Source organism: Novosphingobium sp. (genome assembly GCF_036733805.1).
Lineage (GTDB): Bacteria > Pseudomonadota > Alphaproteobacteria > Sphingomonadales > Sphingomonadaceae > Novosphingobium.
The window spans coordinates 1-19,615 of the sequence record NZ_DAIMZT010000026.1; the positions used below are offsets into that span (position 1 = coordinate 1).

Here is a 19,615-nt window from a genome sequence, read left to right on the forward strand (position 1 = left end):
TAGGTATTGACCGTCCTCGCGCTAATACGCAGTCCTACAAGCATTCGCTGATTAGGGCGGCAAATGCCTCGACAGAATAGCGCACGTGCGGCAAACTCGGCGGAGGGCGACGTGCGTGACCATTAGTAATAGGTTCTGACATTGTCCTCACCAGCGACCCGTCGAGCGTTCGACTTCTCAGGCGATATCATCGCCCGAGCACAAGAGGTTATCGAGTTGGAGGCACGAACGCTGCTGACTCTGGCGGCGTCGCTCGACGATGCATTCGTCTCGGCTTGTAATCTTCTCAGTTCCGCAACCGGGCGAATCGTCATCGCCGGCGTTGGGAAATCCGGGCATATCGGACGTAAGATGGCCGCGACATTTTCGGCCACCGGCGCGCCCGCGATTTATGTTCATCCCGGCGAAGCGGCGCACGGCGATCTTGGAATGATCGTGCCCGGCGACGTCATCATCGTCATCTCCAATTCCGGCAACACGGCCGAATTGCGCGTGCTGTTCGATCATGCACGCAAATTTGACATTCCGACCGTTGGCATGACTTCCGCTCTGGATTCGCTGGTAGGACGCTCCTGCAACGTTTGCATATTGATGCCGCCAGCGGAAGAAGCCTGCCCGGTAAACATTGCTCCCACCAGTTCCACGGCGCAGCAGCTTGCACTGGGTGACGCCCTGGCCATGGTGCTGATGGACAAGAGGGACATCGGACGCGACGACATCAAATCCCTGCATCCGGGCGGCACCATCGGCCTGCGTCTTGCGACCGTGGGCGAATTGATGCACGTGGGGGACAAGCTGCCATTGGTCCCACTCGATCTGCCTATGGACGCCGTCATCTCGCAGATGACCAAGATGGGTTTTGGCATCGCCGGGGTCATCGATGAAGAAGGCCACCTCGCGGGTATGATTACGGACGGCGATATAAGGCGCCACTTCAAGATATTGGACAAGGTTACCGCTCACGAAGTGATGACGCCCCATCCGAAGGTTTTGAGCGCGGGCATGGCGGCAGAGGATGCGCTGCGTTTTCTCAACAATTCCAAGGTCACTTGCGCTTTCATCGTTGCCGAGCCTGACAGCGCGTACCCCGCAGTGGGCGGCGGCGCGATCGCTAACGGCCTGCAGAAGCCGATAGGCATCATCCACCTTCACGATTTCCTGCGCCTGGGACTTTCGTGAAAGTACGCCTGTGACGGCCGCCTCCTTCGCGATCATCATCCCGGCGCGCTACGCATCCACCCGCTATCCCGGCAAACCGCTAGTGTCGCTTGTCGGAGCGCATGGAGAGGCGCGTAGCCTGATCCGCCGGACCTGGGACTGCGCGCGCAGCATTGAAGGCGCGGTGGGCGTTTGGGTGGCGACGGACGATAAGCGGATCGCACGCGAAGTCGAAAGTTTCGGCGGCCAAGTCATCATGACATCGCCAAATTGCGCCAACGGGACCGAACGGTGCGCAGAGGCGATTGCCCAACTTGGGTCCGTTGCGGAGATCGTGGTCAATCTGCAAGGCGACGCGCCGCTTTCGCCCCCCGACATCGTCTCCCACCTTGTGCGGCGCCTTGCGGAAGACGGTGGGGCGGTGATGGCTACACCCGCTGTTCGGACTTCTCGCGGCGTCTACGAGCATTTGGTCAGGGATCAGGCTGAAGGCCGTGTCGGGGGTACGTCGGTGGTAATCGACGGTCGAGGCCGGGCGCTTTACTTCTCCAAGCGCGTCCTGCCGTATCTGCCTCCGAAGGCGGCGGAGGCGGAGGTGCCTCCCGTGCACCTTCATCTTGGCCTCTATGCTTACCGGCTGGAGGCGCTGAAAACCTATGCAGCCGCGCCGCCTTGCGAACTCGAACGGCTTGAGGGACTTGAACAGTTGCGTTTCCTTGACCTGGGCTTGCCGGTCTCCGTCGTCACTCTCGATCCGCTTGATTGGGACGTCGTCGAGTTGAACAATCCGGAGGACAGGCCCATCATCGAACGCGTCCTGAGAGAGAGAGGCATCGCTTAGCGGAGCGGCAAAAATGCCTTTTCGCAAAGGCCCCATGTCGCTTGCTTCATCCGGTCTTCAACGGCGCGAACTCTTTGACCAACCGATCTATCGCGCGCATCTGCTGCAGAAACGGCCGCAGCTTGTCTAGTGGAAGGGCGCAGGGCCCATCGCAAAGCGCCTTTTCCGGATCCGGGTGAGCTTCGAGAAACAGACCGGCGATGCCGAGGGCCAGCCCGGAACGAGCCAGCGCCGCAACCTGCGAGCGCCGCCCATCGGCGCTGTCAACTCGACCGCCGGGCCTCTGCAATGCATGCGTGGCGTCAAAGACCACGGGCGCCATCGCCCTCATCTCGTCCATGCCCAACATGTCGACGACAAGGTTATTGTAACCAAAAGACGTTCCTCGTTCGCACAGGAGAATCCGATCGTTTCCGGCCTCCTCGCACTTGCGCATGATATGACGCATTTCGTGCGGGGCCAGAAACTGCGGTTTCTTGACGTTAATGACCTTGCCCGCGCGGGCGACCGCCGCAACAAGGTCGGTCTGCCGCGCTAGGAAGGCCGGAATCTGAATGATATCCGCCACTTGCGCCACTGCACCGACCTGGAACGGCTCATGCACGTCAGTCAGCACGGCCACATCGAACCGATCACTGACCTGGGCAAGGATCTCCAAGCCCTTATCCAGACCGGGCCCGCGAAATGACTTCATCGATGAACGATTGGCCTTGTCGAAGCTGGCCTTGAAAACCCAGGGAATGCCAAGCTCTCGCGTCACCTCGGCAAAGGCGGTGGCAACTTCCATCACCGTCGCATGACTTTCGATCACATTCATTCCGCCGATAAGCACGAAAGGGCGGTCGTTGGCGAAGGCCATTCCATTCGGGAGAGTGATCGTCGCCATATAGATTCCTTTTCCGAGGCCGGCTGGTGACGCCTGTGGACGTAGAACCGCCGCATTAACGGCCAAGGCCCGCCGCTGAAAGCGTCAAAGGCGCCTGGCAACAGGAGAAGCTGAACCTTTTCGCGCCGATTGGGCGAGGCGTCGTTGCGTTGCTGCCGCCCCCCTTGGCGCCGAACCTTAATGCAGAATCGCCCGCGAACTGCAGAGCGCGCGCGTCTGCAGGCCGGGCGGTAAGTTCGCCAACGCCCCCGCAAATACCCCTAAGTGCGTGAATGCGGGAATTAAGCCCGGCTGTGTATCGCGGCATTGCGAACTCATTGATGCTTAACACGAACACCGCGTTCGACGTTCTAGGATCTTGTTGAAGTCGGCGCAGTCCAGGTGCGGGTAAATGCGCTCGACCAACGTAAACCCGTGGCGGCCAGGCGCCGCATACGGGCCGGACCGGCGATAGCAGATTGGAATAAAGTATGCTCTACTCGTTGAACATTCCGAAGAAGTTGGCGGTCGCCTTTATCGCGATCAACCTCTCTGCCGCGGTCATGATGGCGGTCTTCGCGACTAACATCGCGATGATTAGCGGTTCAACCGAGCGGACGAACTTCAGCCAATCCATTCACGCCAAGGCGCTGGGATTGGAGACCGCGCTGTTGCGCCAGAACAGTCAGATGCGGGGATATTTGGTCACCGGCGACGACACTTATCTCAAATCGTATTACGAGGGCCGCGACGATTACGATACGACTTCGGCCGAGCTGGAAAAACTGATCGTCGATCCGACCATGCACGGCAAACTTCTGGAATCCCGTGAAAAAACGCTCAAGTGGCGTGCGGATTGGGGCGACAAGTCAATCGCCTTGGTCAAGCAGGGGCAACGCGAAGCGGCGATGGACCGGGTGCGCGACGCCGGCAAGGCCGCACTGGTCAGCGATGCGGTGCTGCCTCTGCGCGACTTGCGCGATCACGAGGAGGAACGGATCAAATCGGAATCGACGGGACAGCAGAAAGCCATCACCATGGCCTGGATTGCGCTGGCGGTCGGCGGCATCGCCCTTATCGTTCTTGGCGTGAGCCTGCAGCGCAAGTTGAGCCGCGACATCGCCGCCCCGATCGGCGATCTGACCGAGACAATGGCCGCGCTTGCAGCCGGTCGCAATGACGTATCCGCGCCGGGCACGGAGCGCGTGGACGAACTGGGCAACATGGCGCGCGCCGTAGTGGTCTTTCGGGACCAGGCCGTGGCAAAAGTGGCGGCGGATCAGGATCGCGAACGTGCGATGTCGGAGATTGGCCGCAAACTGCATGACCTCTCCCAGTCTGACCTGCGCGCCAGGCTGGAAAACCTCCCCCCCGCGTTTTCCTCGGTCTCTCGCGATTTCAACAACGCGCTTGACCAGCTTTGCACCGTCATGAGCTCTGTGCGGGGCAGCATCAATTCTATCTCGACCGGTTCATCGGAAATTCGCCAGGCTACCGCCGACTTATCCGATCGCAGTGAGCAGCAGGCCGCAAGACTGCAATCCTCTGCCGCGGCGATGGACGAGATCACCCGCAAGGTGGGCGAAAGCGCGGGCATTGTCGCTCAGGCCAACCGGGCCATGAGCGAGGCCCGCGGTGAGGCAGAGCAGGGCGGCGCGATCGTGCAACGCGCAATCGCGGCGATGCACGGCATCGATCAGGCCACCAAGGAAATTGCCGAGATCATCACCGTGATTGACGGCATTGCCTTCCAGACCAACCTCCTCGCGCTCAACGCCGGCGTGGAAGCCGCGCGCGCCGGCGACGCGGGCAAAGGCTTCGCTGTCGTCGCCTCCGAAGTGCGGGCACTCGCACAACGAGCGGCGGATGCCGCTTCCGATGTGAAATCGCGCATCCTGTCCGCGACCGAGCATGTCACTTCGGGTGTCGATCTCGTCAATGACACCGGCGGCTCGCTCAACCGCATCATTGAGCGCGTATCCAGCGTCAGCCAATCGATCGAAGCCATGGCCGAAGCTGCCGAGCAGCAGTCAAGCGGTTTGCTGAAAGTCAATGACGCCATCAGCGCGATGGACGCAATGACTCAGCAAAACGCCGCGATGGTCGAAGAGACCACCGCCGCTACAGAGATGCTCGCACGCGAGGCGCAACAACTGTTCGAAGCATTCTCGATCTTCAAGGTTGAGGACGGGCTCTCGCGAGGCGGCCCCGTGGCGACGCCCCGCACCCAGCCGGCGCGACGCCTGCAGCCTGCGCCGATGCCAGCCCCACGCATGGTGGTGGGCAATCTTGCGGTTCATGCGAGCGAGGACGACTGGTCGGAATTTTGATCTGCCGGTAATTCTTCGTCCGTCGCCGAAGATTTGAAAAGGGCCGCGCAAGCATAGTCGCTTGCGCGGCCCTTTTTCTTTGCAGAAGAGGTGTGGACGGCCGGGCGGCGGCGGCACCTTCTGGCGACTGGCTTAGGGCGACGCGGGCAACGCCAACAGCCGCTAGTTAGAAGGCATCCGAGCCTTACCTGAAGATGTGGCGGGTCGACTGCTGCCTGAACGTCTCTTCAACGGTCATGTCAACAATCGACCGTGCAGATGAAATCCTGCCGGCGCCTGTCTCGGGTGTGTGCCCTGGGGCCTTCACGTGTCTCGACTTCGCGCGACACGAATGAAGGGCGGTTCAGATGGAATGCAAGATGTTCTAAGCCGCGGCTACGATGCTTGCCGGCCCGCGCCATTCAATGGACGCGCCATAAGGATGGCACGTTGCCAGCACGGTCCTGCATCCGTCGTCGGCGCGGCCGGCCCACCGGATCATCGAAAGCTGCACCAGCGTGCGCTCCGCGTTCCATTCCAGTCCGATGGAGGCAAGCGGACGCACCGGCGAAGCGTGCCCGCCCGCTTTGCGCATCGACACGGTAAGCGCCTGCAACTCGCTATCTGGCAGGTACTGCAGCACCATCGAGTGCTGCACCACGCGCATCACCCCTGAACTCTGCGGTTCCGCGAGGCGTTCGGCGAGCCAAGGCGCGGCGCTGGCCTGATCGACCATCGGAGGAGCGTGGCGCGCGATCATCATGGCGCGGCGAAGGCATTCGGCACGGGCATCATCCCCGGGCCAAATGTAGGACATCAGACGCTCGCGCGTGTGCGGATCGCCAAGGCTCAAGGGCCTCAAGTCGACGCCGCGCACCGAAATGATGTCAACCGCAGCCTGCGGCGGACGCGCCCCCTGCCAGCGCGGCGCAAGACGCAAACGCGAGTTGGGATTTCCACAAAGCGTGCCGCCAAGATCGTGACGATAGCGGTCAAGCAGCAGATTAAGGCCCGCGCTGGCTCCCACTTCGAGCAGTTCGAAAGGCATGGCATGTTCATGCGCAAGCATGGACAAGGCGGCCATGAACGCGCTCGACCGGCGAACTTCGTTCGTCTGGGTGGGGTGGCTCATCCAGTTCAGCAGCGTAAGTTCACCTTGTTCAAGCGCTTCACCCACTGCCCGGTCGAACGCGCCGTGCCGCTCTTCATAAAGAGCTGATAGGTCTTTGAAAGTGCCCCGGCGGGCCAATGCATGAAGGCCGGCGTTAAGCCGCAACGCAAGGGCGCTGGTCGCGGGATCAAATGGCCATGCCGCGATCAGCGCTTCGAGGCGCGGCGCGCGGCTCAGTTGCCGGTCGGCGGCGGCCAGCACCTCGCTCACGAAAGGAGACCCGAGCGAGCGGGCCAGTGCGGATTGGCGCTTCAGTTCGTCGCGCGGATCCCGAAAGGCCGCTTCTTGCGAGAGGGGTGGGGCGGTTCCGGCAAAGTCTGCATCGATTGCCGGGGAGGCCGTGAACACGCTGGAACCCTCGCTGAGATATGCGCTCCGGGATGTTCCGGAGACGAGGGCAAGTTACGCTTTCCTGGTTGATGCAATCCGGTCAAAATGATACGGGAAAATGCATATAAATATTTTTAACTTCCTGTTCCGTATACAGTTTGCATTAGTGTTCAAGCTTCGGCCCGAGCGGATAAGTGGTCGCGAAAATCTGCGGAAGCTGCGGTTGATTGTTTATAAGGCCGTCGTCAAGGCGGGATTGGGGAACGCGGCGTCGCTGAAATTACCGCGTGGTTTACCGTCTTTGCTCTTGCCGCATCACGGTTCCAAGGGGAAACACCGATGCGGTTGAGAGGCAAATCGGAAACCGATTACCCTATGATGTACTGAACGCTCCTGGTTAATTGTTCAGGAAAGGCGCGAAATGGCTATGTTCGATCCGTCCGCATCTTTACCACGCGACCGCCAGCATGAACGTGCGGAAGTGGAAATGATGGCCAAATTCCGGCGCGATCTCGTCAGCACCACGGTCTTGCTCAAGGATCTGACTCGCTTCGGCGCCCGGATCGAGGGAGTGGGCCAGCTTGAGCTGGACGAGGCAGTCAGCCTTGCCTTGCCCGGCTGCCGTCCTTCCATGGCGTTCGTAGCCTGGGCCAACGAGCATTGCGCCGGCCTGGAATTTGCCGAACCGCTGGAAAACTCCGTATTTGCCGATCTGGTGGCGCGCTACGGCCTCGGCCGCGACGACGACAGCCCCGGCGGCACGATACGCCAGATCGCCTAACCGTTAGGACACCGCCGGCTCAAGCAGGCGGATCGTCCCGGCATCCGCATCGATTTCCGCCATAACGCCCACCGGTATACTGATCTGAGCGGCGATATGGCCGATCATGGCGCCCTGGAACGCCGGCACTCCAAGCCCGGAGAACTGGCGATCGAGCACTTCATAAATCGTGAAGTTCGAATAGCCGCCATCAGGATTCTCGCAATGCGTGCATTGGCCGAAGACGACACCGGCCACTTTTCCAAGAATGCCTGCGAGTGCAAGCTGCGTGAGCATTCGGTCGATTCGATATTCGGCTTCGTTGGTGTCTTCAAGAAACAGGATCGCACCGCTGAAATCGGGCAGGTAAGGCGTGCCGACCAGCGCTGAAAGCACGGTCAGATTGCCGCCAAGCAACCGACCGCGGGCCTTTCCGCCTCGGAACGTGCGCAAGTCCGATCCTCGGCCGGAGAGATTTGGGCCAGTGCCGACCGGCGCTGCATACGTGGGCATAGCCGCTTCGAAAGCGATTTGGTGAAAGGAATCCCAGGCCGCACGAGGCCACGAAGCGGCAGCGTTCGGCCCATGGATACTGGGCACGCCCGCGCGCGCGGCCAGCCCCAGATGAAGTGCGGTGTTATCGCTGAACCCAACGAACAACTTGGGCCGGCGCGCGATCGCGTGGAAATCGAGATAAGGCAGCAGCCGGGCCGATCCCCATCCTCCACGCACCGCCATGATCGCTCGCACTTCATCATCGGCAAACATCGCCATCAGGTCTCGCGCGCGGGTCTCGTCCGAGCCGGCGAGATAGCCTGCGCGTTCAAGCATGTGCGGCGCGGCGCGCGGAACCAGGCCCATGGCGCGCACCGTGGCCTCAATCTCTGCCAAACCAAAGCGATCGCCGATGAAACCGGCCGGCGCGACAAGACCAAGCACATCCCCCTGCCGCAGACGCGGCGGCCTGGCCGCCCGGTCAGCGGCCGCAATCGGCCAGAACCCGGAAAGCGAAACGGCGGCGGCACCCAGCCCCGCGACGGTCTGGCGTCGGGAAAGCATCGGGTCAAAACCTATAGGCTGTTCAATTCTGCGCAAGTGCAAGTGCGCTTATCTCCACTCGACGCCACCCTCGAGAGCGGCCATGGAGTGCAGATGACCCAAGAAGAAGAGAAGAATCTCACTCAGCGCCGTTTCTACAAGGCGGAGCAGGAAGTCAGCTTTGCCGACAAGCAGATCGGGACGGTGCAAACCGAACACCCGGCCTATCGCCTGGCCTTCCGCGACACCGATTTCCTGCTGCGCGACGAGCTGAGGCCGGTGCGCTTCCAGCTTGAGCTGCTGAAACCGGAAATGCTGCTGGAAGAGGCCCAGATCGGCTCTACGCTGGTGTTCTACGGTTCGGCGCGCATTCCCGCGCCGGAAAAGGCCCAGGCATTGGTCGCTCTGGCGGCCTCCGACGAAGAAAAGCAGATCGCTGAGCGGCTGGTCGCAAAGTCCAGATATTACGAGGAAGCGCGGCGGCTGGCTCAGCTAGCCAGCCAGTGCGCAGTCGTGGAAAACGGTATGCGCCAGTTCGTGGTGTGCTCAGGCGGCGGCCCGTCGATCATGGAGGCAGCTAACCGCGGCGCGGCGGAAGTCGGCGCAGAATCGCTGGGCCTCAATATCGTGCTGCCGCATGAACAGGCGCCCAACCCCTATGTCACCCCACGCCTCTCGTTCCAGTTCCATTACTTTGCGCTGCGCAAGATGCACTTCCTGCTGCGGGCCCGCGCGGTGGCCGTATTTCCCGGCGGCTTCGGCACGTTGGACGAATTTTTGGAACTGCTGACCCTGGTGCAGACCGGAAAGATGAAGCCGATCCCGATCCTCCTTTACGGGCGCGACTATTGGTCCCGCATCATCAACTTTGAAGCGCTGGCCGAAGAGGGCACGATCAACCGCAAGGACCTGGACCTGTTCCATTGGTGTGAAACGGCCGACGAGGGCTGGAAGGTGATCGGCGAGTTCTACGATCTGGATTGCGGGTAAGGATCGGGAAGGCGCGGGAGCGAATCAGCCACCATCTCGCACAAAATGCATGTCGCCCTCCTTGCGATGCAGGATCACGCCTTTCTCCATGGCCTCAAGGCAAGCGCCTTCGAAATCGACCGTGCCCAGATCATTGGGGGTTAGGATCGCCAGCAGTTTACCGTGGTCCTCAGAGGTCAGCGTGAAGCGGGGCGCGCTGATGCGATTGATCGGCTCGTAAAGTTCGACCCAACGCGGCGTACGGCGCTCATTGGGATCAAGTGTAAAGCCGTACTCCTGGGTATAGCCGTCAACCGGCTCGCCGCTGTCGAAACCGATGCGGAAATCGACACCGGGGATGCCGTGGCCGTCAGGCGAGACGACCATGAGCGTTGCGCTTTGGCTCGCGGTCTTTGCGGCCGGCGCTTTCGAGAGGACGGGCGGCATCGGCTTGGGCTCGGTATAGAGGCAGATCGCATCGCCCTGCCGCTGCCAGCGGCCATGCGCTTCCTCGTCAAGCGCGCCATAGGCAAGCCCATAGTCGAAACGACCATCGGCCGAGATCGCCAGCTCACCCGCCGCGTCATGGTCTTCGGCAAGTCGGTAACGCCCGGCAAGATCGAGTGAGTCAGCAAGAGCGGTGGAAGCCGGGGCGAGGCCGAAGCAGAGAAGAGTAAGAACGCCGCGCATAGGCCATGTCTGCACCGCGTGGCGCCCCAGCGCCAGCAATTACTGACTGCCCGCCTGCGCGTGCCCCATCGGGCCATGCCCCGCGCCGAAGCCTGGGGCAGCCTTGAGAGCCCGATGGACGAAATCGCCGGCAGCCTTCACGCTATCCGGAAGGGTTTTGCCGCCTGCCAAACCAACCGCAATAGCGCTGGCCAAGGTACAACCGGTGCCATGTGAATGCACCGTTTCGATCCGGGGGTGGTGAAACACCCACTCTGCCCAATGCCCTTGGTGTGACAGGGTATACAAACGGTCCCAAACCAGAGCTTCTGCCGAAGCCGACCATGACGAACCGTCCAGCCGCCTGCCGTGTGCTTCGCCTCCCCGTCCCGGCCAATGGCCTCCCTTAGCGAGCACGGCCGGCGCGCCGGTCGCACGCAAAAATTCTTCAGCGGCGTCTTGCAAAGAGGCGTCATCGGATGAGATCGCCCGTCCCGACAGAGCTTCAAGTTCAGGAATATTGGGCGTCGTGACTGTGGCGATCCGTGCCAGTCGGCCAAACGCCCCTATCGTTTCTTCGTCCGCCAGCATCGCACCGCTGGTCGCGACCATCACGGGATCGAACACCACCGGGACGCCAAAGTCCTCCAGCCGGTCCGCGACGACATGCGCGATCGCCGCCGAGCCGAGCATACCGATCTTCACGGCATCTGCGCCGATATCAGACATGCAGGCGTCAATCTGCGCCGCAACCATTTCCGGCGACAGCACTTCCACCGCTTTCACACCCAGTGAGTTCTGCGCAGTGACGGCAGTGATCGCAGTCATGGCATAGCCGCCGAGCATCGTGACCGTCTTGATGTCGGCCTGAATGCCCGCACCGCCAGAGCTGTCGGAACCGGCGATCGAAAGGATGCGAGGTATCTGATTGGACATCACACTCCCCTACCTGTTCGTGTCGAACGGAAGTCAGCTATCCCTTGTAATAGCGAAGCTTCGAAGGCGGATGGGCATCCTGATGCCGCTTCGCACGAGTGGGCCGATCAACCAGTTCGCCCCCACAGTTAGGGCAAAGATCGTCCAGATCGTCCGCGCATTCGGCGCAGAAGGTGCATTCGAAACTGCAGATAAAAGCGCCCGGCGCCTCCGCCGGCAGGTCAGCGCCGCAGCGTTCGCAATCCGGGCGCATTTCCAGCGCCATCAGGCAGCCGCCTGTTCAACAGCGCGGCAGATCGACGCGACCGCCGCTTCCACTTCCCCCGCATCGTCGCCTTCCGCCATGACGCGGATCACCGGTTCGGTGCCCGAAGGACGGATCACCAGCCGCCCCCTGCCGTTCAGCGAAGCCTCTGCATCGGCAATCGCGGCCTTGACGCTTTGCGCCTCCAGCGGTTTCCCGCCAGCGAAGCGCACGTTGCGCAGCAATTGCGGCACCGGATCAAATAAGTGCAGCAGCTCGCTCGCCCGTTTGCCCGACTGGATCAGCGCGGCCAGCACTTGCAGCGCCGCCACCGTGCCGTCACCGGTGGTGCCATGGTCAAGCAGGATCATGTGCCCCGATTGCTCACCACCGACGTTGAAGCCGCCTTCGCGCATGCGTTCCAGCACATAGCGGTCACCCACCTTCGTGCGTTCGAGCGCGAGGCCCCGCCCGCCAAGGAAGCGCTCCAGCCCCAGGTTCGACATCACCGTCGCCACTACGCCGCCGCCGCGCAATTCGCCGCGAGCGGCAAGCTGGCTGCCGATCAGGGCCATGATCTGGTCACCGTCCACGACCTGGCCCTTTTCATCTACCACGATCAGCCGATCGGCATCGCCGTCCAGCGCGACGCCGATATCGGCGCCGGAGGACACCACCGTCTCCTGCAGCAGGCTGGGATGCGTCGATCCGCACCGCTCATTGATGTTCTTGCCGTTGGGATTGATGCCGACCGAGATGATTTCCGCCCCCAATTCCCAGAAGGCCGATGGCGCCACCTGATATGCCGCGCCATTGGCGCAATCGACAGCGATCTTCAGGCCATCGAGCCGTACGGTAGAGGGCAGCGATCCCTTGACCGCATGAATATAGCGGCCCCGCGCATCGTCGATGCGGCGGGCCCGGCCGATGTCAGCGGACGCCGCGAGCGGCAGCTCCTCCCCCAGCATCTTCTCGATCGCCAGCTCATCTTCGTCGGAAAGCTTGAAGCCGTCGGGGCCGAACAGCTTGATGCCGTTATCCTCATAAGGATTGTGGCTGGCGGAGATCATCACACCTACGTCAGCGCGCAGTTCGCGCGTCAGCAGGGCGATTGCGGGGGTCGGCAAAGGGCCGGTGAGCACCACGTCCATCCCGACCGAGGTGAACCCGGCAACCAGCGCATTCTCCAGCATGTAGCCGGAAAGGCGCGTATCTTTGCCGATCACGACGCGGTGGCGATGCGCTCCACGCAGGAAGCGGGTGCCAGCCGCCTGACCGACCTTCATGGCGGTAGCGGCGGTCATCGCGCCCTGGTTGGTGCGGCCGCGAATGCCGTCTGTACCGAAGAACTGTTTGCTCATGATCGAACCGTGTGCGCGTGGAACCAGTGGCGAATTGCTATGTCGCGCCGGCTTGCTAATGTCACGGCCTCAATTTTCCAGGACCCGCATGAACGAAACCAGCACTGCCGCCCGAATGCCCGAAATCCGCGTTCCGGGCACGCTGACGCTGTGCGGACTTATCGCCGGGCTGGCGTTGGGCATGGCCCTGAATGGCACGGCGGCGCTGCCGACACTCCTGGAAGTCGCGAGACCGCTCGGCGCTTTCTGGCTGAAGGCGCTGAAAATGACGATCCTGCCGCTGGCGGCCGGCCTGATGTTCACCGGAATTGTCGAGACGGCAGCCGCAGCCAATGCCGGCGCCATGGCCCGGCGCACGCTCGGTCTGATCGTCGGCATATTGGCGGCAAGCGCGATGCTGGGGGGCACGCTGATGCCGCTGCTGCTGCATCTGTTTCCGGCCCCCGCCCCGGCCCCCGCCATCGCCACGCCCCTGGCTATGCGGCTCACCCCGCAGTTGCCGGGACTTGGCGACTTCCTCGCATCCCTGGTTCCGTCTAACATCGTAGCCGCCGCGGCCGACGACGCCATGCTGCCGGTAATCGTCTTCGTCGCCTTGTTCGCCGCCGCAACCACGCGCCTTGCCGAAACGCCGCGCCGCCAACTCGCTTTGCTGTTCGAAGGACTGGCCGGCGCGATGATAGTCGTGATCGGCTGGGTGTTGATGGCAGCGCCGCTCGGCGTCTTCGCGCTTGGCCTGTCCCTCTCAGCCAGCAGCGGGGCGGCGGCCATCGGAACCTTGGCGCATTACATCGTGCTGGTCTCCACCCTGGGCGCGGTGTTCCTCCTAAGCGCCTATCCGCTGGCGGTGCTGGCGGGGCGCAAGCACCCCTCCGCCTTCGCGCGGGCTGCGCTGGCGGCACAGGTCGTGGCAATTTCCACGCAGAGTTCGCTCGCCAGCGTGCCGGCCATGCTGGCATCCTGCCGGGACCTGAGGGTCAGGCCAGCGACGGCCGAGTTCGTGCTGCCGCTGGCTGTCACCCTGTTTCGAGCGACCAGCCCGGCGATGAACATGGGCGTCGCCATCTACGCCGCGCACATGGCAGGCTATCCCCTCACCCCGACCGCCATCGCAGCCGGCGGATTGGTTGCCTTCGTTACGACCTTCGGCACCGTTTCCCTCCCCGGCACGATCAGCTTCATCGCCTCCACCGGCCCGATCACGGCCGCGATGGGCGCCCCGCTCTGGCCCCTTGGCGTGCTGGTGGCGGTGGAAATGCTGCCTGACGTGATGCGCACGGTAGCCAACGTGACAATGGACGTGGCGATAACGAGTGCGGTAGACGAGGGGATGGGCAGTTAACCCATCCGCTTCTTAAAGTGATTTCCAATAACACCGACCAATAAACCTGCGGTCATAATGCTTTGAAGGTGTGACACATCTTCGCTGCTCAGCCAGCGCCAACAAAGTGGCGCGGCCATATGCCAGAGCCAAACCGCACCAATTGCTACGATAAATCCGGCGGTGAGCCAAAGCGCTATAATGGCGATCAATTCAAAATGATGACGAAACCGCTGGTTGCGGTCAAGTTCACGCTGAACTGCGTCCTGTTCCAATTCTTCGGGCGTCGAGTTCTGCGACAACAACTCCATTTCGGCCCAGGCTTTATGAACCGAAGCACTTTCGTTCGAAGCGTCTTGCTCAACAGGTGGTAAGCCCGGTATCTGCGGCGGTATTCCACCGCCCTGCTCAGGCGGCGGTTCCGTTTCGTTCACGCGACAAACGCTGATAATGAGCGGCAATTAGGTCGTTGTTGATTACGGTACCGAATGCGCCTGGGCGATAAGTCTGCGCCCAAGGCGTTTGCGGCATATGGGTAATGTTTGACAAGGCAATGCCATCCATATTGCCGTAGATGTTGAACACCTGACGTACCATATCGTTCTCGTAATAATCCAGCTGACCTTGCGGTGCCCACATGGGAGCCAACACTGGCCCCCGTCCGAAACTGCGAACGCCATTGTAAACGTCGCGGACAACGGGCCCATACTGCCAAGCTTCAACCGGCTGTGCGATAAGTGGGCGGCCGTTCAACCCCAGCATCCAACCGTGAGCTATGTATACAAGCTTCAAGACTTGCATGGGGGTCAACGACCGCCCTTGCTCTCTCGCGAGTTCAAGAAAGCGGTTCGCGACGATGCGTGCATCAGCCATTTCGAACCCTTCTAAGACAATTTCTAGGCAAATCACGTCAGACCATGCAGCGCATATACGCATTCATCGATGTTTCCGCAATGTTCTCTTTTCTTTTCGAGCGGTCACCGCGAGATGACGCGATTGGGAGGGGCAACTCCAGCCCTACTCCTCCAACTCGATGTCCCAGTAAAGCCAATCGCGCCACGTCTCATGCAGGTAATTGGGTGGAAAGCCCCGGCCGCGTTCCTGGAGTTGCCAGCTGGTCGGGCGGATCGGTTGCACCAGCGGGGGCATCTTCGCCTGTTGTGGCGTGCGGCCGCCCTTCTTGAGATTGCAGGGCGCACAAGCGGTGAGGATATTTTCCCAGCAGGTGCGCCCACCCAGGCGGCGGGGGATCACATGGTCGAATGTCAGGTGATGCGGGCTGCCGCAATACTGGCAGGAGAACCGGTCCCGCAGGAACAGGTTGAAGCGGGTGAACGCGGGAAACTCGCTAGGTTTCACGTATTGCCGCAGCGCAATCACCGAAGGGATCTGCATCGTCCAACTGGGGCTATGCACCGCACGCTCATAGCTGGAGACGATATCCACCCGTTCGAGCACCACCGCCTTGATCGCCGTCTGCCACGGCCAAAGGCTTAACGGGTAATAGGACAGCGGCGTGTAGTCCGCATTCAGCACCAAGGCAGGGCAGTCTGAAAGACTTCGGGAGGGATCATCCTCCGCGCTGCGGAACCGGGCCGCGCGCTCAATCAGCTCCGACTTGAGCATGGCCTCCTGTCGCAGGCCGCCATTGCGGTTTGATGGCAATGCATAGGCTTATATGCAGCATTTGGGAGACTCGCCGTCAAGCGATCAGTGCGACGGACTGCTGACAATCCACAGGCCCACATCTAAAACGCGGCAATGGTCCGCACCCGCTTCGCCCCCAGTCCTAACGGCCCGCTGCACCTGGGCCATGCTTATGCCGCCGTGGTCGCGCATGACCTGGCGCGCGAGCAGGGCGGATCGTTTCTGTTGCGTATTGAGGACATCGACGGAGAGCGCAGCCGCATCGAGTTCGTAGAGGAATTTATCCTTGATCTGAAATGGCTGGGCCTTGCCTGGGACGGCGAGGCGGTGTTCCAGTCCGCTCGCCTCGACTGCTACATCAAGGCGGGGGAAAGGCTCAAGGCCATGGGCCTGCTTTACCCCTGCCACTGCACGCGCGCCGAGATCGCCGCCGCCGCGAATGAGGCGGGACCGGACGGCCCGGTTTATCCCGGCACCTGCCGGCACCGCGCAGTCGACCCCATCGGCGCAGCGTGGCGGCTCGATGTCGCCCAGGCGATGGAAATCGCAGGGCCGCTTGAATGGGTCGATGCGCTTGCCGGCCCGCAGAGAGCGAGCCCGCAGATTTTCGGGGACGTCGTGCTGCTGAGAAAGGATCTTCCCGCCAGCTATCATCTGGCCGCCACGCTGGATGACGCAGCGGACGGGATCACACTGGTCACTCGCGGGATGGATCTGTTCCCTGCGAGCCATGTCCACCGTCTGCTCCAGGCCCTGCTCGGCCTGCCGGTGCCGGTCTGGCACCATCACGGGTTGCTAATCGAGGCGGACGGCCGCAAGCTAGCCAAACGGCGCGGATCGCCCTCCTTGGCAGACCTGCGCCGCGCGGGAGCGGACGGCCGCGCGATCGCTGACACCTTGCGCGCGCACCGCTTCCCCGCTGGCATTTCACTGTCGCAGGTCTTACATGATGCGGCATGAGCTACATTCTTGTCCCCATCATCGTCGTGCTGATGATAATGGTCGTCTACAGCCTGGTGCGCGGCATTGTGGCGTTCATGAACAGTACGAAGGAAGACCTGAACCGCGATCCGAGCATGACCGGGCCGACGCCCAACCAGGTCCTGCAGAACAAGATGATGTTCAACCGCATCAAGTATCAGGCCGCCGCAGTGCTCGTCTGCGCCTTGCTGCTGGCGATGACGCGTTAGACTTGGGACCCGTCGCCCGTACCCCGCACTTTCGCGCTGACTGGAAATAGCATTGGTCCGGCTCAACAAGATCTATACCCGTACCGGCGATGGCGGCACGACCGGCCTGGTCGATGGATCACGCCTTCCCAAGCATGACGCGCGCATGGAGGCGATCGGCGCGATCGATGAAGTGAACAGCGCCATCGGGCTTGCCATTTGCACCCTGCAAGGCGCGCCGCACGCCGCGGCTCTGGCGCACATTCAGAACGACCTCTTCGATCTGGGCGCCGATCTCGCGACGCCGGGAGATGACTTTGCTCCCGGCGAGATGACGCTGCGGATCGTTTCCGCTCAGGTGGAATGGCTGGAAGCTGCCATAGACACCCTTAACGAGGACCTGCAGCCGCTTAAAAGCTTCATCCTACCCGGTGGCAGCGAAGCCGCAGCGCGCATTCACGTCGCCCGCGCATCAGTTCGCGCAGCCGAACGCAGGGCGACGGCTCTCGCGGCCGCGCAGCCGGTGAACCCGGCCGCCCTCGCGTATATCAACCGGCTGAGCGACTACCTCTTCGTCCTTGCCAGGGCCGTGAACGAGAATGGCGGCGGCGACGTGCTTTGGGTGCCCGGCGCGAACCGCGTGGTTCCTTCGCCGGACGCAGACCGCTAGCCACCAGCGCTGATTCAGGATTTCGAGAGAGGGAGTAAAATCGTGCGGACAGTCGGTATCATCGGTGCGGGCATCATGGGCTCTGGCATCGCGCAGACCGTGGCGAGTAAAGGCATGGACGTAGTCCTTACGGACATCGGTTTGGAAGTGGCGGAAAAGGGCAAATCCGGCATCGCCAACGGTCTGTCCAAGCTGGTCGCCAGGGAGAAGATGAGCCGGACCGATGCCGACGCCTTACTGGCGCGGATCACGCCTGCCGCCGACTATTCCGCGATGTCCGGCTGCGATCTCATCATCGAAGCCGCCACCGAGCGCGAGGACATCAAGGCAAAGATTTTCGAGGCGGCCGGCAAAGTGCTTGGCGCGAATGCGATAATGGCTTCGAACACCAGCTCGATTCCGATCACGCGCATGGCCGCCAACTCACCTGATCCAGCGCGGTTCTGCGGCCTCCATTTCTTCAATCCGGTCCCGGTCATGGGACTGGTGGAAGTGATCCCCGGCCTCGCGACGTCGCAGGAGACGATCCAACGCATGAAGGCTTTTGGTGAGACGCTGGGCAAGACCGTGGTGCTTGCCGGAGACGAACCGGGCTTTGTGGTCAACCGCATCCTCTGCCCCATGCTGAATGAGGCGATTTTCGTACTTGGCGCCGGCATCGGCTCGGTAGAGGATATCGATGCGGGCTGCCGTATCGGGCTCAATCATCCGATGGGGCCGCTGACGCTGGCCGATTTCGTGGGTCTGGACACGCTTTACGAGATCATGAAGGTGTTTCATTCGACCACCGGCGATCCGAAATACCGGCCGGCGCCGCTGCTGCAGAAATATGTCGAAGCGGGCTGGTATGGTCGCAAGACGGGCCGGGGCTTTTACGATTATTCAGGCGAGAAACCGGTCCCGACGCGGTAAGATCGCGTCCGGCTTGCCTTGAACGGGCTCGTGGGAACGGCATGTCGCTTCATACCGTTATCCGGTCGAAGGAGAAGTCCGATGACCGAACGCCCCCACGACCTGGCCCCCGAAACCGTCAATGACGAGCAGCAGGAAGCGGAAACCCAGGCACAGTCCGTGACGGATGATGCAAGGACCAGATCAATTTCCATTCTCGGCCTTGAACAGAGCAAAAAGCTTTCCGGCAGCTTCGGTCCGGTCGACGCGCAGGATCTGGTAGATCATCTCAATCAGATGGACACCAGCGGCACCATCGACATGAGCGCCTACAATGGCGAAGAGACCATGGACGATTTCGAAGGGAAGTATGGCCGAGCCGGCGTGGCCGACAAGCGTTTCAAAGACGACGACAGTTAAATTCGCCGAACGATCCGTGTAACCAATTCTTAGTTGCGCGCCGGTATTTCTCCCGATGTTTTTTGGGAGCAGTAGCGTGCGCGCAGCCGGAGATGAAAGGCGCCTCCTCGGTCAAAGCGGTTACTGGAGCCGCTTCGCCGTCTACATGATAGGCGTGCCGGTGCTGCTTCTCGTCGGCGCTTATTCGCTGCTCACACGCAGTTTCGCCCTCGGCATCCTTTCGATCCTGGGCATTTTCCCGCTGGCGATCTGGTTCCGCTTCGTGATGATGCGGCGGTGCCGCGACATCGGCTGGCCGGCCTGGCTGCCCTGGACCGCGCAAGCCCTGCAAATTCTCATGTTTTTCATGATCGTATCTGGCGCCGCGACCGGCCGCACCGCGGCCTTGCGCGCGACCTCTTCGGGCTCGCTGCTGATCGCCTTTGTCGATTTCGTTTTCGTCATTACGCTCGGCTGCATCGGCAGCAGGGATGTCCTCGATTATCGCGAGGTCTTCGGCGATGCTCAATTGCATGGTGCAGAAAAAGCCAGGGCCGCGGTGACTTATCGCCCCGATGAGATGGAGGAAGGACCCGAAACAGCCCGCTTGCGCGAGGATGCCGCGATCGCCCGCGCGCTGGAAGCCTATCGCAACAGTTCGGCCGTCGTCCGGCCCAAGGCTCCGGCCTCACGCCCCGCCGGATTCGGCCGCAAGGGACTTTGACGGAAATTTCAGCGATCGGTTGAAGGCGTCTTGGCCCACGGATTGACAGGCTTCTGCGGAGCCGGCGTCGCGTTGCCCAGGATATTCGCAGCGGCGGCAACCTGTGCGCCAGGATCATTGGACGAGGTGTCCTGGTGCTGCGA

At 61.8% G+C, this 19,615-nt stretch carries 22 protein-coding genes; 12 read left to right on the forward strand and 10 right to left on the reverse strand.

Translation table 11 applies throughout. The features are described from left to right. The first annotated feature begins 141 nt into the window (after nucleotides 1–141). Both V7D69_RS08000 and V7D69_RS08005 read left to right on the forward strand, forming a co-directional pair. Complete coding sequence (locus V7D69_RS08000) at nucleotides 142–1,179, forward strand: KpsF/GutQ family sugar-phosphate isomerase (protein WP_324061529.1); 1,038 nt, start codon at nucleotides 142–144, stop codon at nucleotides 1,177–1,179. A 10-nt stretch (nucleotides 1,180–1,189) separates the two neighbouring features. Next, nucleotides 1,190–1,999 carry a 3-deoxy-manno-octulosonate cytidylyltransferase gene (locus V7D69_RS08005; RefSeq protein ID WP_333605529.1) on the forward strand — a complete coding sequence of 270 codons (810 nt, stop codon included), beginning with the start codon at nucleotides 1,190–1,192 and terminating at the stop codon, nucleotides 1,997–1,999. Between the two features lie 46 nt (nucleotides 2,000–2,045). Here the strand turns inward: V7D69_RS08005 and kdsA are convergent, their stop codons facing one another. Beyond that, nucleotides 2,046–2,885, reverse strand: a complete 840-nt coding sequence (gene kdsA / locus V7D69_RS08010; RefSeq protein ID WP_324061526.1) for a 3-deoxy-8-phosphooctulonate synthase — start codon at nucleotides 2,883–2,885, stop codon at nucleotides 2,046–2,048. Nucleotides 2,886–3,355: 470 nt separating this feature from the next. Here kdsA and V7D69_RS08015 point away from each other — a divergent pair, with 470 nt between their 5' ends. Beyond that, complete coding sequence (locus tag V7D69_RS08015) at nucleotides 3,356–5,194, forward strand: methyl-accepting chemotaxis protein (RefSeq protein ID WP_324061524.1); 1,839 nt, start codon at nucleotides 3,356–3,358, stop codon at nucleotides 5,192–5,194. A 364-nt stretch (nucleotides 5,195–5,558) separates the two neighbouring features. Here the strand turns inward: V7D69_RS08015 and V7D69_RS08020 are convergent, their stop codons facing one another. After that, nucleotides 5,559–6,692, reverse strand: a complete 1,134-nt coding sequence (locus V7D69_RS08020) for a DUF2332 domain-containing protein (protein ID WP_333605530.1) — start codon at nucleotides 6,690–6,692, stop codon at nucleotides 5,559–5,561. A gap of 403 nt (nucleotides 6,693–7,095) precedes the next feature. Between V7D69_RS08020 and V7D69_RS08025 the strand changes: the two genes are divergently transcribed. Continuing rightward, nucleotides 7,096–7,455, forward strand: a complete 360-nt coding sequence (locus V7D69_RS08025; RefSeq protein ID WP_324061522.1) for a hypothetical protein — start codon at nucleotides 7,096–7,098, stop codon at nucleotides 7,453–7,455. Between the two features lie 3 nt (nucleotides 7,456–7,458). Here V7D69_RS08025 and V7D69_RS08030 read toward each other — a convergent pair whose 3' ends face one another. Then, the gene (locus V7D69_RS08030) at nucleotides 7,459–8,493 is read right to left on the reverse strand and encodes a S66 peptidase family protein (protein ID WP_324061521.1); all 1,035 of its coding nucleotides are present in this window, start codon (nucleotides 8,491–8,493) and stop codon (nucleotides 7,459–7,461) included. Between the two features lie 93 nt (nucleotides 8,494–8,586). Between V7D69_RS08030 and V7D69_RS08035 the strand changes: the two genes are divergently transcribed. Beyond that, nucleotides 8,587–9,462, forward strand: coding sequence for an LOG family protein (locus tag V7D69_RS08035; protein ID WP_324061520.1), 876 nt, complete (start codon nucleotides 8,587–8,589; stop codon nucleotides 9,460–9,462). Between the two features lie 24 nt (nucleotides 9,463–9,486). Here the strand turns inward: V7D69_RS08035 and V7D69_RS08040 are convergent, their stop codons facing one another. Genes V7D69_RS08040 through glmM form a run of 4 tightly spaced genes read right to left on the reverse strand, consistent with a single transcriptional unit; the run spans nucleotide 9,487 to nucleotide 12,651 of the window. After that, nucleotides 9,487–10,146: a hypothetical protein gene (locus V7D69_RS08040; protein ID WP_324061519.1), complete on the reverse strand. Its 660-nt coding sequence runs from the start codon at nucleotides 10,144–10,146 to the stop codon at nucleotides 9,487–9,489. Nucleotides 10,147–10,170: 24 nt separating this feature from the next. After that, entirely contained in the window at nucleotides 10,171–11,046 is an 876-nt protein-coding gene (gene thiD, locus V7D69_RS08045) for a bifunctional hydroxymethylpyrimidine kinase/phosphomethylpyrimidine kinase (RefSeq protein ID WP_324061517.1), read from the reverse strand. A 37-nt stretch (nucleotides 11,047–11,083) separates the two neighbouring features. Further along, entirely contained in the window at nucleotides 11,084–11,311 is a 228-nt protein-coding gene (locus V7D69_RS08050; protein WP_324061515.1) for a DUF1272 domain-containing protein, read from the reverse strand. Further along, on the reverse strand, nucleotides 11,311–12,651 hold the full coding sequence (gene glmM / locus V7D69_RS08055) for a phosphoglucosamine mutase (protein WP_324061513.1): 1,341 nt from the start codon (nucleotides 12,649–12,651) through the stop codon (nucleotides 11,311–11,313). The genes V7D69_RS08050 and glmM overlap by 1 nt, the downstream gene beginning before the upstream one ends. A gap of 88 nt (nucleotides 12,652–12,739) precedes the next feature. On the opposite strand from glmM, the gene V7D69_RS08060 reads away from it, so the two are divergent. After that, nucleotides 12,740–13,993, forward strand: coding sequence for a dicarboxylate/amino acid:cation symporter (locus V7D69_RS08060; protein WP_324061511.1), 1,254 nt, complete (start codon nucleotides 12,740–12,742; stop codon nucleotides 13,991–13,993). Here the strand turns inward: V7D69_RS08060 and V7D69_RS08065 are convergent. From V7D69_RS08065 to V7D69_RS08075, 3 genes are all read right to left on the reverse strand, one after another. After that, nucleotides 13,990–14,406: a hypothetical protein gene (locus tag V7D69_RS08065; protein WP_333605531.1), complete on the reverse strand. Its 417-nt coding sequence runs from the start codon at nucleotides 14,404–14,406 to the stop codon at nucleotides 13,990–13,992. The genes V7D69_RS08060 and V7D69_RS08065 overlap by 4 nt on opposite strands. After that, nucleotides 14,381–14,845: a Panacea domain-containing protein gene (locus tag V7D69_RS08070; RefSeq protein ID WP_324061508.1), complete on the reverse strand. Its 465-nt coding sequence runs from the start codon at nucleotides 14,843–14,845 to the stop codon at nucleotides 14,381–14,383. The genes V7D69_RS08065 and V7D69_RS08070 overlap by 26 nt, the downstream gene beginning before the upstream one ends. Before the next feature lie 144 nt (nucleotides 14,846–14,989). Next, entirely contained in the window at nucleotides 14,990–15,598 is a 609-nt protein-coding gene (locus tag V7D69_RS08075) for an HNH endonuclease (RefSeq protein ID WP_324061506.1), read from the reverse strand. A 135-nt stretch (nucleotides 15,599–15,733) separates the two neighbouring features. Here V7D69_RS08075 and gluQRS point away from each other — a divergent pair, with 135 nt between their 5' ends. The 6 genes from gluQRS to V7D69_RS08105 all read left to right on the forward strand — a co-directional run bounded on the left by gluQRS (nucleotide 15,734) and on the right by V7D69_RS08105 (nucleotide 19,472). After that, nucleotides 15,734–16,579, forward strand: a complete 846-nt coding sequence (gene gluQRS, locus V7D69_RS08080; protein WP_324061504.1) for a tRNA glutamyl-Q(34) synthetase GluQRS — start codon at nucleotides 15,734–15,736, stop codon at nucleotides 16,577–16,579. Beyond that, nucleotides 16,576–16,809 carry a hypothetical protein gene (locus V7D69_RS08085; protein ID WP_324061503.1) on the forward strand — a complete coding sequence of 78 codons (234 nt, stop codon included), beginning with the start codon at nucleotides 16,576–16,578 and terminating at the stop codon, nucleotides 16,807–16,809. Before gluQRS ends, V7D69_RS08085 begins: the two co-directional genes overlap by 4 nt. Nucleotides 16,810–16,861: 52 nt before the next feature. Next, a complete protein-coding gene (locus V7D69_RS08090; RefSeq protein WP_333605532.1) occupies nucleotides 16,862–17,458 on the forward strand; it encodes a cob(I)yrinic acid a,c-diamide adenosyltransferase in 597 nt (198 codons plus the stop codon). Between the two features lie 42 nt (nucleotides 17,459–17,500). Then, nucleotides 17,501–18,370 carry a 3-hydroxyacyl-CoA dehydrogenase family protein gene (locus V7D69_RS08095; RefSeq protein WP_324061499.1) on the forward strand — a complete coding sequence of 290 codons (870 nt, stop codon included), beginning with the start codon at nucleotides 17,501–17,503 and terminating at the stop codon, nucleotides 18,368–18,370. 81 nt (nucleotides 18,371–18,451) lie between these two features. After that, nucleotides 18,452–18,769, forward strand: a complete 318-nt coding sequence (locus V7D69_RS08100) for a hypothetical protein (protein ID WP_333605533.1) — start codon at nucleotides 18,452–18,454, stop codon at nucleotides 18,767–18,769. A gap of 76 nt (nucleotides 18,770–18,845) precedes the next feature. Continuing rightward, nucleotides 18,846–19,472: a hypothetical protein gene (locus V7D69_RS08105; protein ID WP_324061495.1), complete on the forward strand. Its 627-nt coding sequence runs from the start codon at nucleotides 18,846–18,848 to the stop codon at nucleotides 19,470–19,472. Nucleotides 19,473–19,615 lie beyond the last annotated feature (143 nt).